Origin of the sequence: Kitasatospora sp. NPDC058032, assembly GCF_042885845.1 — a bacterium.
In the GTDB taxonomy this organism is placed as follows: Bacteria; Actinomycetota; Actinomycetes; order Streptomycetales; family Streptomycetaceae; genus Kitasatospora.
Window position 1 is genome coordinate 378,794 of the sequence record NZ_JBHVRK010000004.1, and the last position, 12,013, is coordinate 390,806.

The 12,013-nt window shown below is 71.9% G+C and carries 14 protein-coding genes; 8 read left to right on the forward strand and 6 right to left on the reverse strand.

Annotated features, from left to right (window positions below):
- Window positions 1-3: 3 nt before the first annotated feature.
- Genes ACFVUH_RS09555 through ACFVUH_RS09570 form a run of 4 tightly spaced genes read left to right on the forward strand, consistent with a single transcriptional unit; the run spans window position 4 to window position 1,461 of the window.
- Window positions 4-735 (forward strand): asparagine synthase-related protein, encoded by a 732-nt coding sequence (locus ACFVUH_RS09555; RefSeq protein WP_387912182.1) that lies wholly within the window; start codon window positions 4-6, stop codon window positions 733-735.
- Window positions 735-998, forward strand: a complete 264-nt coding sequence (locus tag ACFVUH_RS09560; protein WP_387912184.1) for a hypothetical protein — start codon at window positions 735-737, stop codon at window positions 996-998. Before ACFVUH_RS09555 ends, ACFVUH_RS09560 begins: the two co-directional genes overlap by 1 nt.
- The gene (locus ACFVUH_RS09565; protein ID WP_387912185.1) at window positions 935-1,282 is read left to right on the forward strand and encodes a GNAT family N-acetyltransferase; all 348 of its coding nucleotides are present in this window, start codon (window positions 935-937) and stop codon (window positions 1,280-1,282) included. Before ACFVUH_RS09560 ends, ACFVUH_RS09565 begins: the two co-directional genes overlap by 64 nt.
- A gap of 26 nt (window positions 1,283-1,308) precedes the next feature.
- Entirely contained in the window at window positions 1,309-1,461 is a 153-nt protein-coding gene (locus ACFVUH_RS09570) for a thiamine biosynthesis protein ThiC (RefSeq protein ID WP_387912187.1), read from the forward strand.
- Between the two features lie 63 nt (window positions 1,462-1,524).
- On the opposite strand, the gene ACFVUH_RS09575 is transcribed toward ACFVUH_RS09570, so the two are convergent.
- Complete coding sequence (locus ACFVUH_RS09575; RefSeq protein ID WP_387912189.1) at window positions 1,525-2,817, reverse strand: MFS transporter; 1,293 nt, start codon at window positions 2,815-2,817, stop codon at window positions 1,525-1,527.
- 103 nt (window positions 2,818-2,920) lie between these two features.
- Here ACFVUH_RS09575 and ACFVUH_RS09580 point away from each other — a divergent pair, with 103 nt between their 5' ends.
- A complete protein-coding gene (locus ACFVUH_RS09580; protein WP_387912191.1) occupies window positions 2,921-3,931 on the forward strand; it encodes a DUF5937 family protein in 1,011 nt (336 codons plus the stop codon).
- 136 nt (window positions 3,932-4,067) lie between these two features.
- Here the strand turns inward: ACFVUH_RS09580 and ACFVUH_RS09585 are convergent, their stop codons facing one another.
- Complete coding sequence (locus ACFVUH_RS09585; RefSeq protein ID WP_387912192.1) at window positions 4,068-4,424, reverse strand: VOC family protein; 357 nt, start codon at window positions 4,422-4,424, stop codon at window positions 4,068-4,070.
- A 113-nt stretch (window positions 4,425-4,537) separates the two neighbouring features.
- On the opposite strand from ACFVUH_RS09585, the gene ACFVUH_RS09590 reads away from it, so the two are divergent.
- Window positions 4,538-5,323 (forward strand): helix-turn-helix transcriptional regulator, encoded by a 786-nt coding sequence (locus ACFVUH_RS09590; RefSeq protein ID WP_387912193.1) that lies wholly within the window; start codon window positions 4,538-4,540, stop codon window positions 5,321-5,323.
- Window positions 5,324-5,380: 57 nt separating this feature from the next.
- Here ACFVUH_RS09590 and ACFVUH_RS09595 read toward each other — a convergent pair whose 3' ends face one another.
- Both ACFVUH_RS09595 and ACFVUH_RS09600 read right to left on the reverse strand, forming a co-directional pair.
- Complete coding sequence (locus ACFVUH_RS09595; protein ID WP_387912194.1) at window positions 5,381-5,806, reverse strand: nuclear transport factor 2 family protein; 426 nt, start codon at window positions 5,804-5,806, stop codon at window positions 5,381-5,383.
- Between the two features lie 155 nt (window positions 5,807-5,961).
- Window positions 5,962-6,357 (reverse strand): VOC family protein, encoded by a 396-nt coding sequence (locus ACFVUH_RS09600; RefSeq protein WP_387912195.1) that lies wholly within the window; start codon window positions 6,355-6,357, stop codon window positions 5,962-5,964.
- Window positions 6,358-6,577: 220 nt separating this feature from the next.
- On the opposite strand from ACFVUH_RS09600, the gene ACFVUH_RS09605 reads away from it, so the two are divergent.
- A complete protein-coding gene (locus ACFVUH_RS09605) occupies window positions 6,578-7,876 on the forward strand; it encodes a hypothetical protein (protein WP_387912197.1) in 1,299 nt (432 codons plus the stop codon).
- A gap of 132 nt (window positions 7,877-8,008) precedes the next feature.
- Here the strand turns inward: ACFVUH_RS09605 and ACFVUH_RS09610 are convergent, their stop codons facing one another.
- On the reverse strand, window positions 8,009-9,142 hold the full coding sequence (locus tag ACFVUH_RS09610) for a metallophosphoesterase (RefSeq protein ID WP_387912198.1): 1,134 nt from the start codon (window positions 9,140-9,142) through the stop codon (window positions 8,009-8,011).
- Between the two features lie 146 nt (window positions 9,143-9,288).
- Window positions 9,289-10,446: a LacI family DNA-binding transcriptional regulator gene (locus ACFVUH_RS09615; RefSeq protein WP_078879728.1), complete on the reverse strand. Its 1,158-nt coding sequence runs from the start codon at window positions 10,444-10,446 to the stop codon at window positions 9,289-9,291.
- 333 nt (window positions 10,447-10,779) lie between these two features.
- Between ACFVUH_RS09615 and hisC the strand changes: the two genes are divergently transcribed.
- Window positions 10,780-11,850, forward strand: a complete 1,071-nt coding sequence (hisC, locus tag ACFVUH_RS09620; protein ID WP_355362352.1) for a histidinol-phosphate transaminase — start codon at window positions 10,780-10,782, stop codon at window positions 11,848-11,850.
- Window positions 11,851-12,013: the final 163 nt, after the last annotated feature.

Here is a 12,013-nt window from a genome sequence, read left to right on the forward strand (position 1 = left end):
GGCATGAACGTGCACCTGACCGGGGACGGCGGGGACTCCCTGTTCATGCCGCCCCCGGTGCACATGGCCGACCTGGTGCGATCGGGTCGGTTTCTCCGCCTGGCCGACGACGCGCAGGTATGGGCACGGCTCTACGGGTCGAGCCCCTGGACAGTGGTGGCCGCGGCCTGGAGTGACCCCGGAAAGCTCGGCGGCGCGACGGCGCCGATGCCGTGGCTCACCCGCCGCACGCTCGACCTGGCCCGGTCCGTCACCGCTCCACACACGGACACGCTCACCCTCGGGCACGCCGACCGCTACCTCCTGGGAGAAGCACGCTACGTCGGCCGGACCGCCGCGACGGAGAACCAGCTCGCCGCCGCGCACGGCACCGAGATGCACAACCCCTACACGGACGCCCGCATCGTGGAGACCGTCCTCGCCACGTCCGCGACGCAACGGTGGTCCGCACGCCGCTACAAGCCGCTGCTGACCGCCGCCGTGACCGGTCTCCTGCCTCAAGGGGTCCTCCAGCGGGGCGCCAAGGGGGTGTTCGCGGCCGATCACCACCACGGGCTGCGCGCGAACAAGGCCCGCGTCCTGGACCTGGTGGACGGGCACCTCGCCGGCCTCGGGCTCATCCGCCCGGCGGCCGTGCGCTCGCTGCTGGGTTCACGGCCTGCCGGTGGAGGAACCCGAGCAGACTGGCGACTGCACACCGATCAACGCACCGACCGACCCGGAACGAGGCACTGATGCCCACCCCTCACATCCTGCTGCCCGGCGAGCGCGTCAGCCTGGCGATGACCAACCGTGACCACCTGGCCGACTACCACCGATGGGAGAACGACCCCGGCACCATCCTCGGCTTCGGCACGCAGGTCGCCCAGTCCTGGGAGGTCCGCGCGGGCGGCTGGGAAGGTCAGGGCCGCAACGCGACTACCCCCAGTTCGAGGTGGTCGCCGGCGACGACCACACGCCGGTCGGGATCACGACCCTCTCGATCGACCCTGCCGTGAGGACGGCCGAGTACGTCATCCTCCTCGCCCCGGAGGCGCGCGGTAAGGGCTTCGCCGCTGAGGCGACCGAACTGACGCTCCGATGGGCGTTCGAGTACACGGCCCTGCGGATGGTGTGGCTCAAGGTCCTGGAGCCGAACATGGCAGGCGTCGCGGCCTACCAGAAGGCCGGGTTCCAGGCCGCTGGCCGCCTGCGGCAGTCGGGCTACTGGCGCGGCCGTCCCTGCGACGAACTCCTGATGGACGCCACCGCCGACGACTTCTTGAGTCAGCGCAGTAGCTGATGCCACGTCTGTTCAAGCTCTGCTCGATGAAGATCAGTCGGAAGATCCGCGACGAGCGCGGCGACGGCTCCACCGCCGTCGAGTCCGGCTACGACGCTGAGGCCGAGGCTGGCATGCAGGCTATGTCCGAGGGGGTCAAGGTCCACGGCAACAAGGTCTACCTGCCGATGGCCGACTGACGCACCGTCCTCGCGGCGCCGCCCCGGTCGACCTCGGGGCGGCGCTTCGTCGTGGTCACCCGTTCACCGCAGGGCGCCGGGACCGGACAGTTCGCGCCGGGTGCGCAGCGGTGAGAAGAAGATCGGTACCCAGACCGTGGCCAGCCCGGCCGCGCCGACCCACAGGGCGGTGCGGACCGAGGCGAGTTCGCCCAGCAGACCGGCCAGGGCGGCGCCGACGGCGAGTGAGCCGGTCAGGACGACCCGCATGGTGGCGTTCATCCGGCCGAGCAGGTGGTCCGGTGTCACGCTCTGGCGGAAGCTGACCGTGATCACGTTGTCGATGCCGACCTTGCACGTGGTGATCAGCCAGGCCGCCGCGGCGAGCCAGAGTGCCGGGCCGCGATCGGCCAGCGCCAGCAGGACGCCGAACGGCGCGACGGCCAGGCCCATCAGCCACAGCACCCGACCCGCGCCGAGTCGGCGAGCCAGCCGGCGGGCCGACTGCGAACCGATGAACACACCGAGGCCACCGACCGCGAAGTACAGGCCGATGACACCGTCGGAGAGGCCGAGTTCACGGGTGAACAGCACCGGCAGCATGGTCTGGCAGAGCTGGATGGACAGGTTGGCGCAGGCTCCGGCGAGCGCGACGGCCCGGAGGGTCGGGTTGCCGAACACGAAGCGCAGGCCCTCCCGGATCTCGCCGCCGAGGCGGGCGTCGCGCCGGGGCTGCGGTTGCGGCTCCGTCCGGCGGATGCGCAGCAGGAGGATCGCCGACCCCAGGTAACTGGCCGCGTCGACCACGACCGCTGTGGGAGCGGACAGCAGCGCCACCAGGAAGCCGCCCACGCTCCGCCCGCCGATCTGGGTGATGGCGTCCACCGTCACCAGGTGGGCGTTGGCCCGGGTGAGCCGGTCCCGCCCCACCAGGTCGGGCAGTTGGCTCATCGTGGCCACGTCGAAGAAGACGGTGGCCACGCCCGCCAGCAGGACCACCAGGTAGAGCTGGTGGATCGTCAGGCAGTCGAGCAGCCAGGCGGCCGGCACCGACCCGAGGAGCGCGAACCTGGCCAGGTCGGCGGCGATCATCACGGGTCGCTTGCGGATCCGGTCCACCCAGGCTCCGGCCGGCAGACCGATCAGGAGGAAGGCGAGGGTGCTCAGCGCCGCCAGCAGGCCGACCTGTCCGGCCGAGCTGTGCAGGGCCAGGACGGCGGTCAGCGGGATCGCCAAGGAGCTGACCGCGGTGCCGAGTTTGCTCACCGCGGCGGCGCCGATGAGCAGGCGGAAGTCCGGGCTCCGGAGGACCGAAGGATGCGGATCGGGCGTGGGAGCGGCCGTGTCCGGCCCGTGGGCGATCTCATTGCTGGTCATGGAGCGAGGTTCCTGCCGCGCCGCCCGGCGGGCGAGGAATTTAGGCTGGGCTGAATCCTGACCCGCCGGCCGCCGGGTCTTCCGCCGCAGAGGGGGCTGCACCGTGCTGGACCTGGCATTCTCCGTCCGTGATCTGGCCCGCACCCGGTTCGCTCTGTCGCCGCTGTGGGAGGTGGTGGCCAGTGTCAGGGTGCTGAAGCATCCGGCCGAGCACCCGCTGCACCGCCCGTGGACCGATCATGCCCGTCGCCGGTTGGCCGCCTCGGAGCTGGACTGGCGCCTGCTCGCCGATCTGGTCCCGGACCCGCCCCGGTCGATCCCGGTCTTCATCGCACCACCACCGACAACCTCGGTCGCCGACCTGGGACTTGAGCTTGCCGTTCTGCGCGCGACGCCACCCGAGAAGGTCCGGTCCGGCCTCAGCGGCCAACGTGCGCCGCGCTCCGAGCGGATCGATCGGCTGCGCGGCGATCCGCGCCGCGGTCTCGGCGAACTCGCCGAACTGGTGGAGAGCTACTGGGAGATCGCACTCGCGCCGCACTGGCCCCGGATGCGCTCCCTCCTGGAGGGCGACGTGCTGCACCGGGCCAGGCTGTTCGCCGAGCACGGAGCGGATCAGCTGCTGGGCGACCTGGCGTCCGACGTGGCCTGGGACGAGGACACCCTGTACGTCGGGCACCACCATGTCCGCGGCAGCCGGCAACTCGGCGGGCGCGGGCTGCTCCTCGTTCCGTCAGTGTTCGTCTGGCCCCGGGTCTTCTCCGTCGTCAGCCCGAACTGGCAGCCCACCCTGCGCTATCCGCCGCGCGGCGTAGCCACGCTCTGGGAACGGCGATCCGCCGTCCCGCAGGCACTGGCAGCGGTCATCGGCCGGTCCAGGGCCCGCCTGCTGGCCGGACTCGACACCCCCGCCTCGACGACCGATCTGGCCCACCGCACCGGGATCACCGCCGGAGGAGTCTCCCAACACCTGACCGCTCTGCGCACTGCCGGCCTGGTCGACGCACACCGCAGCGGCCGGTACGTGCTGTACGTCCGCACGGAGGCGGCGGAAGTCCTGGTGGCCGCTGCGCAGGCCCGGTGCGACGAGGCGGACGTGCCGCCTTCCGGCTGAGCCTCTCCGCGACGGAGATCGGTCGGAAGACCCCCGCTCGCCGACTGACGCACCACCTTCGGCGCGCCGCCCCGAGGTGGTTCCGGTCCCGGGGCGGCGCTCGGTCGTCGCGTCAGCCGGTCGGGGCCGAGGCGGGTCAGACCGAGGCGAGGCAGAACAGGTGTCCCTCGGGGTCGGCGAGAACGGTCCACTGGCCTTCGCCGGGCTGGAACTCGGGCAGGGTCGCTCCCGCCGAGAGCAGTTCCTTGACCGTGACCTCCAGGTCGGCGGTCGTGAAGTCGAGGTGGGCGTGCTTGGCGGTGTCGGGCCAGCCCGGTCCCCGGTAGCCGGCGACCCGCTGGAAGGCCAGCTGGATCGGCCCCTGGCCCAGCTGGACGAAGTCGTCGTCGGCCTGGGCGATCTCCCAGCCGGTGACCTTCCGGTAGAAGTCGGCGAGTGCCCGGGGATCGGCGCAGTCGACGGTGATCGCGGCGAGTTCCGCGTGGACGGCCATGGGTGGCTCCCTTCGTGTCATCACGTGACCCCAAGCATTCGGGGCGGTGGCGCGGAAGGTCTTGAAGATCCTTGCGGGCCGTCCTGTCGTACCCGGCGCGTACCGTGCGCAGCATGCTGTCCGCCTCGACCCTCGCCGTCCGGCCCGAGTTCACCGTGACGGTGGTGGGGTGCCGTTCCGACCACGTCCGATGGTCGGAGCCGGAGCGGCGCGACGACCACCGCCTGGTGCTGGTACGGCGCGGCAGGTTCCGGCGATGGGCCGACGGCGCCGATGCCGATCTGGACCCGACCATGGCCTACCTGGGCGTGCCGGGCGAGGAGGAACGCTTCGCGCACCCGGCCGGCGGCGACGTCTGCACGTCGGTCGGCTTCGATCCCGCCCTCCTGGGGCGCCCGCTCGCCGCGACGACGCTGTACGTGGACGCGCGCGTCGATCTCGCCCACCGTCGTCTCGTCGCCGCCGCAGGCACCGGCGACATCGACTACGCGCTGACGGAGGAGCTGCTGGGTCTTGTCGCCGTGGTGACCGGCGAGTCGACCGTACGCCCCAGACCGGCCGACCGGGCGTTGGTGGCCGCGGCACGTGAGGCGATCAACGAGGAGGCTCCGGAGGCCGGGCGACTCTGTGATCTGGCCGCGCTGTTGAAGGTGTCGCCCTACCGGCTGAGCCGGCTGTTCTCACGGGAGATGGGCGTCTCGCTGACCCGCTACCGCAACCGCGTACGGGTCACCCGGGCCATGGACCGACTCGCCGAGGGCGCACCCGCTCTCGCCGACCTCGCCGCACAGCTCGGCTTCGCCGACCAGGCCCACCTGACCCGCACCATCCGCGAGCACGTGGGACACACCCCCACCGCCCTGCGCCGGCTGCTGGTCCCCGGTTCGCCCGTGCCATGAGAGCCGAGGGGACGAGCGCCGCCCGAAGGCCTCGGGGCGGCGCTTCGCCGTTCCCGGTCACTGCTCGGCGGGGCCGAAGACCAGGCGGTGGCCGCGTGCGGTGTCCATGTACTCGCGGACGCGGTGGATCAGGCCGTCGCGGAGCTCAAAGACGAGGCAGTAGTCGTTGGTGTAGTGGTTGCCGTTGGCGAGCGTCGCGGTCATGGTCTCCTCGACGACGACGCGGTCGCCGTCGACGTGGAAGCCGCGGAACGTGACGTCGACGTCCCGGGCGAACAGCCGGCCGAAGTCCTCGGCGAGGAAGCGTGCGATCGCCTCTCTGCCGATCATGTGGCTGGGGCAGTCCAGCGCGACGGCCGTCGCGTTCCCGGCCGGTGCCAGCCACTCGGCGTCCTCGGTGAAGACGGCGGAGATCCGGTCCGCGTCGTGGCTGGCGAATGCCTTCCAGGCGTGCTGGACGATGTCGCGGCTGCGTTGTGACATGCCGGCGAGGCTAGGCGCGGGCAGGCCCCGGCACTGGCGGATTTCCGACGTCGTCATCCGGTACGGGTCCGGCCGGGCGACTGCCATATTCAAAGATGCTGTTGGCCTTATATATCGGAGGAATATATGAGCGTGTCCGCTGCGCCGCCGGTGGCCTAGCGGGTGGCGTCCTCGGGGTACCAGCGGAGTTCGACGGTGTTGCCGTCCGGGTCGCGGACGTAGACGGAGGTGGCGTTGCCGCGGGCGCCGTAGCGCTGGACCGGGCCCTCCAGGACGGTGAAGGTGCCGGCGTCGAGGACCGCCTGCCAGTCGAGCGGTTCGACGGTGAGGCAGATGTGGTCGACGTTGGACTCGCCGCGCGGTCGGACCATCAGGTCGATGATCGTCTCGGGGGTGATCCGGATGGACGGGAAGGGGGCCTTTCCGTCCCGCCACTCGTCGACGCGGACCGGCTCCAGGCCGAGCAGGCCCTGGTAGAACGCCAGCGAACGTTCGATGTCGCGGACGTTGAGGACGAGGTGGTCGAGGGCCTTCACGCGGAGGGGGGTCATGGTGGCTCCAGTCGGGGAGGGGCACGCTGTGGCGACACCTTCCACGATCCGTCGCGAGGCCGCCGTGATCAAGGCCGTATTTGTCGACTTGTATCGAATTTCTGCCGCGAATTAGTTGGTTGACATCCCGATCCGGTGATCGGATAGTCTGCGCCTCCGCGGTGGGGAAACCCCGCGCGGCCGCCGGATCTCGCGGCCATTTCGGACCATTGAGGTAAATGTGAGAATTCGCCATGCGCTCATGGCGGCGGCGCTGGTCGCGTCGCCGATCGCGCTGACCGCTCCCGCTGCCCAGGCCGCCGGCAACGACCCGGCCCACACCGTCCGGATGGACGGATTCGACTCCGTCGAGCCCGGTGGCGGCTGGTCCGAGGGGTCGGTGACGGTCAAGAACGACACCGACCGGCTCTCCGCCGACGAGCACGTGCTGGTCTACTTCGGCTCCCAGATGATCGGCCTGGACGAGATCGTCGCCGAGTACGCCGACGGGGCCTCCGGAGCGTGGCAGCCGGTCAAGCTGGTGGCCCAGGACCTGGGTGCGAAGACCGGCGGCCACGAGGGCACCGCCGCCGACCTCACCGGAGGCGCGGTCGAGGTGCAGCCGCACTCCGAGCGGACCTTCAAGCTGCGGTTCAAGCTGGTGCAGTCCGGCCAGGAGGGTCCGGCGACGGACTTCGGGGTGGAGGCCTTCATCGGTCTCGGGCTGGGGTCGGACGGCCAGGCGAAGGACGTGGTGGCGCGCACCGGCCGGGTGGCCAAGGTGAACGGCCTCTCCACCACGATCGAGGGGCTGCCGAAGTCGATTCCCGCCGACGGCAGGCCGCACCCGTTCAAGGTCTCGATCAAGACCGCGAACAAGTTCGACTGGCACCTCACCACGGCCTCGTTCTTCCTGTGGGCGGGCCAGGGCGTCGGATCGATGGACGGTCCGGCGCGCTGCGACGCCGAGGTGGACGTCCAGGACCCCAAGGACGGCAGCTGGCACCGGGTGGACCTGGGCGCGGTCGGCATGGGCGACGGCACCGTCGACGTGGCGAAGTGGGCGACCGGCCCGGTCGACGACAAGGTGCTCAACGCCCGGATCACCCTGGGCAGGAACTTCAAGCTCGACCCCTCGGACCCGAGGCTCGGCTTCGGCTACTTCCCGGGCGCCGGCCCGATGCTCTTCTGGACCACCCAGCCGCTCGCCACGACCCCGGTCGACGGCGCGCCCGACTGCGTGAACCCGAACGCGCCGGTGCCGACCACCGCACCGAGTGCGACGCCGACCGCCACGCCGAGCAAGACCCCGACCGCCGCGCCGAGCACGGCCGCCCCGAGCGCGACCGCCACGCCGACCGCCACCCCGTCGGTGGTCAAGGCCGCCGCCAAGCCCTCCCCGACGAAGACCGCCGCCGCCGCGCAGGGCGAGCTGGCCGACACCGGCTCCGACCCCGCCGTCCCGGCGGGCATCGCCGCCGCGCTGCTGGCGGTCGGTGCCGCCGCCGTCGCGCTGGCCCGCCGCGCCCGCCGCAGCTGACCCGCTCCGGCTGACCCGCTCCGGCCGACCCGCCCCGGCCGACCCGCCCCGGAAGGTCCCCCCTTCCGGGGCGGGTCGCGTTCCGCTCCGCGCTGTGCGCCGCGTCCCGGCCGGTCCCGGCGGGCCCGCGGTTCAGATCGGCAGGCGGGAGACCAGCAGCCGGCCCTCCATGGTCACGCCGCCGTCCATGGCGACGGCCAGCTCGTCCGCGTACACGTACGGCCCCGGCACGTGCGGCGGCATGCCGTCGTCGGCGTGCACCGCGCCGGTGAGGTACGGGATCGGGCTGTGCCCGTGCACGACACGGGTCCCGCCGTAGGTGTCCAGCAGCTCGCGGACGGCCATCGGCCCGGCGTCGCCGCGGAAGGCGAACCGCTTGGTGAAGCGGCGGAAGCAGTCCCACCACTCGTCGACGCCCTCGTCCGCGAGCAGGACGTGCACGGCGTCGTTGACCTCGGCGATGGACTCGCCGTACTCCAGGTACGCGGTGGTGTCGGAGTGCAGCAGCAGGTGGCCGTCCTCCAGGGCGATCGCCGGGAGCCGGGAGAGCCAGCTGATGTGGTGCGCCTCCAGGCGGTCCAGGTCGCTCTGCTGGCCGCCGTTGAGCCGCCAGGCGGCGAGGAAGGAGGCGGTGCCGGCGGTGGACTGGACCGGTTCGTCGCCGTACCGGGCGGCGCCGAGGAAGAGCAGTTCGTGATTGCCCATCAGGGCGCGGCAGTAGCCGCCGGCCGCGGCCGCCTCGGCGGCGAGCTGCATGACCAGGTCGATGACGCCGATGCCGTCCGGGCCGCGGTCGGTGAAGTCGCCGAGGAACCAGATCCGGGCGCGGCCGGCCGACCAGTGGCCGTCGGCGTCGATGATGCCCTGGTGGCGCAGCTCGGCGCGGAGCTCGTCGAGGTAGCCGTGCACGTCGCCGACCACGTAGAGCGGGCCGGGCGGCTCGTCGGGGCCGGGGGCCGGGTACGGGTGGTAGGGGACGCCGGGTTCGGCGAGCGGGGGGCCGAGCTCGATGGTCGGCGGGTCGTCGCTGCCGGAGGGGGCGTGCACGGTGTGGCCGTGCTCGGGGCCGGCGGCGGGCCAGTGCTGTTCGAGGTAGCGGGCGCCGCCGTAGCCGCTGTAGGTCTCGGCCTCGTACCCGCCCCCGGAGTAGTCGGCGACGGGTTCCGGTTCGTAGTAGGTGCCGTACGGCAGCACGTCGAGGTCCGGCTGGTGGCGGGGGCCTGGGTCCGGGTGTTCAGGCCCGGGGAAGCGGTCCTCGGGTGTCATTCGCCCATCATAGGAAGACCACTCTCCCGGCGTCGTCACCTGGTGGGTATCCAATCCTCCGGAGCGTCAGCCGGTCGGTCCGTCAGGTCCGATTTGTCCTGACTCGGTAGGGGGAGGGCCGCACGTGCGAGCCGTGCGGCCCGGGGTCACACCTCGCCCGGCGGGCGGGGCGGGCTGACCGTGGTGCGCGGGCTCCGCCGTTGGGAGGAGGCCCGGACGATGAGTTCGGTGGGCATCAGGGTGCCGGGCGGCGGGCCGGTGCCGGCGGTGCGGAAGCGGGGCGGGAAGAGCCGGGCGATGTCGACGCCGGTGCCGGAGTCCACCCCCTCGATGGCGTCGATCAGCAGGTTCACCACGGTGGTGCCGATCCGCCGGGGCTTGAGCGACAGGGTGGTGATGGGCGGCTCGGTGGTGGCGTAGACGTCGCTCTCGCTGCAGCAGACCAGCAGCAGGTCGTCGGGCACCCGCAGGCCGTAGCGGCGGGCGGCGGCGAGCAGGTCGGTGCCGTTGGGGTCGAAGAGGCCGTAGACGGCGTCGGGACGGTCGGGGCGGGCGAGCAGCCGGTCGGCGGCGACGGCGCCGGCGGCCGGGTCGTGCGCGGGGTAGGTCTCGTAGACCGGCTCCTGGCCGACCTTGGCGCACCAGCCGAGGTAGGCCTCGGTGGAGAGCCGGGTGTAGGTGTCGGTGCTGGTTCCGGTGAGCAGGCCGATCCGGCGGGCGCCGGCCTCGGAGAGGTGGTCGAGGATGCCGAGCACGGCGGCCTCGTGGTCGTTGTCGACCCAGGCGGTCACCGGGCAGTTGCCCGGCTTGCCGTCGCTGACCACCGGGACCCCGGACCGGTACAGCTCGCTGACCAGCGGGTCCTGGTCGGGCGGGTCGATCACCACCGTGCCGTCCAGGGCGATGTTGCCCCAGACGTCGTGCCGGGAGGAGGCGGGCAGCACCACCAGCGCGTAGCCGCGGCCCAGGGCGGCGCTGGTGGCGGCCCGGGCCATCTCGGCGAAGTAGGCGAACTCGGTGAAGGTGAACGGCTCTTCGCCGTAGGTGGTGACGGTCAGCCCGATCAGTCCGGAACGTCCGGTGCGCAGGGTTCGGGCGGCCGCCGAGGGGCGGTAGCCGAGGCGCTCGGCGACTTCGCGCACCCGGCTTCTGGTCTCGTCGGGCAGGCGGCCCTTCCCGTTCAGCGCGTCGGAGACGGTGGTGATCGACACTCCGGCGGCTGCTGCCACATCCCGGATGCCGGCCCGCTCCAGACGCCGTGAGGTGGTGGGTCGCCGACCGCTCTGGTTGGCTGCTGCTGTCATGGCGGACCGATCGTATGGCTCCTGACAAGGGTCTGTGACCGGCGCATTGGGAGCCTATGGAGATACGTTTCTCCATGAGTGAGCCCGTGCGCGCCCCTTCGATCCCCGTACGAAACCAGCCGGTTCACCTCTGACATGTGCCAAAGGAACCCGGCAGAATGGCTGATCTGCACCTGTAACCCGACCGGGCATCTCACTCCTACGGGTGAGCGCGGATCGGTATCGTTCAGGGCACCCGACCGGGGTGGACCGGGTGCGTTTCCGAATCCCGGACACGGCGGCGATCCCGCCCGTGACGGGCGAACGCAGCGGAAAGACAGAAGGAGACCGACCGTGACCGCAGCACAGGGCCCTCGCCTCAGGCCGACCCTGGACGGCATTCCCACGTACAAGCCGGGCAAGCCCGCCGGTGCCGACGCATACAAGCTGTCGTCCAACGAGAACCCCTACGAGCCGCTCCCCGGCGTCCTGGAGACGGCGGTCGCGGCGGCCGGCAAGCTCAACCGCTACCCGGACATGGCCGCCACCGAGCTGACCGCCGTGCTGGCCGAGCACTTCGGCGTACCGGCCGAGCACATCGCCACCGGCACCGGCTCGGTCGGCGTCGCCCAGTCGCTGATCCTGGCCACCGCCGGCCCCGGCGACGAGGTGATCTTCGCCTGGCGCTCCTTCGAGGCCTACCCGATCATCACCCAGATCGCCGGCGCGACCCCGGTCCCGGTGCCGCTCACCGCGGGCGGGGACCACGACCTGGACGCGATGCTCGCCGCGGTCACCGAGCGGACCCGGCTGATCTTCGTCTGCAACCCCAACAACCCCACCGGCAACGTGATCCACCGCGCCGAGCTGGAGCGCTTCCTGGACGCCGTCCCGTCCGACGTGCTGATCGTCGTCGACGAGGCGTACATCGAGTTCATCCGCGACCCCGAGGTGCCCAACGGCATCGACCTCTACCGCGACCGCCCGAACGTCTGCGTGCTGCGCACCTTCTCCAAGGCCTACGGCCTGGCCGGGATGCGGGTCGGCTTCGCCATCGCGCACGAGCCGGTCGCGGCCGCCCTGCGCAAGACCGCGGTGCCGTTCGGCGTCACCCAGCTCGCCCAGGACGCGGCCGTCGCCTCGCTGCGCGCCGAGGACGCCCTGATGGTGCGGGTGGACGCGCTGGTCGAGGAGCGGAACCGGGTGGTGGCCGGGCTGCGCGCCCAGGGCTGGGAGATCCCGGACTCGCAGGCCAACTTCGTCTGGCTCGAACTGGGCGAGCGCTCCGCGGAGTTCGCGGCGGCGTGCGCCGAGGCCGGGGTGATCGTCCGACCGTTCCCGGAGGGCGTGCGGATCTCCATCGGCGAGGTCGAGGGCAACTCGATCTTCCTCGCGGTGGCGGAGGCGTTCCGCAAGGAGCTGTAACCCCTTCTCCGGTGCGCGGCGGAGCGGGAGGCCCGGTGGGGCCGCCCGCTCCGCCGCGGCGTTTCCGGGACGTCTTCCGGTGCGCCTTCCGGTTCGCGATGGATCAAGGAGTGCCTGGGGATCCCTGGGAGCCGGCTGGGAGAACGGTCAACGCTTTCCCGGG

What these genes read in the sequence shown, in the direction of transcription:
- ACFVUH_RS09585 (WP_387912192.1), bottom strand. Translation starts at nt 4,424, where the DNA reads ATGGCCGTCCACGCGGAACTCGCCGCGATCACCGTCGACTGCGCCGAT.
- ACFVUH_RS09600 (WP_387912195.1), bottom strand. Translation starts at nt 6,357, where the DNA reads ATGACCCCCCTCCGCGTGAAGGCCCTCGACCACCTCGTCCTCAACGTC.
- ACFVUH_RS09590 (WP_387912193.1), top strand. Translation starts at nt 4,538, where the DNA reads ATGCTGTCCGCCTCGACCCTCGCCGTCCGGCCCGAGTTCACCGTGACG.
- ACFVUH_RS09570 (WP_387912187.1), top strand. Translation starts at nt 1,309, where the DNA reads ATGAAGATCAGTCGGAAGATCCGCGACGAGCGCGGCGACGGCTCCACC.
- ACFVUH_RS09575 (WP_387912189.1), bottom strand. Translation starts at nt 2,817, where the DNA reads ATGACCAGCAATGAGATCGCCCACGGGCCGGACACGGCCGCTCCCACG.
- ACFVUH_RS09555 (WP_387912182.1), top strand. Translation starts at nt 4, where the DNA reads ATGAACGTGCACCTGACCGGGGACGGCGGGGACTCCCTGTTCATGCCG.
- ACFVUH_RS09615 (WP_078879728.1), bottom strand. Translation starts at nt 10,446, where the DNA reads ATGACAGCAGCAGCCAACCAGAGCGGTCGGCGACCCACCACCTCACGG.
- ACFVUH_RS09560 (WP_387912184.1), top strand. Translation starts at nt 735, where the DNA reads ATGCCCACCCCTCACATCCTGCTGCCCGGCGAGCGCGTCAGCCTGGCG.
- ACFVUH_RS09595 (WP_387912194.1), bottom strand. Translation starts at nt 5,806, where the DNA reads ATGTCACAACGCAGCCGCGACATCGTCCAGCACGCCTGGAAGGCATTC.
- ACFVUH_RS09610 (WP_387912198.1), bottom strand. Translation starts at nt 9,142, where the DNA reads ATGACACCCGAGGACCGCTTCCCCGGGCCTGAACACCCGGACCCAGGC.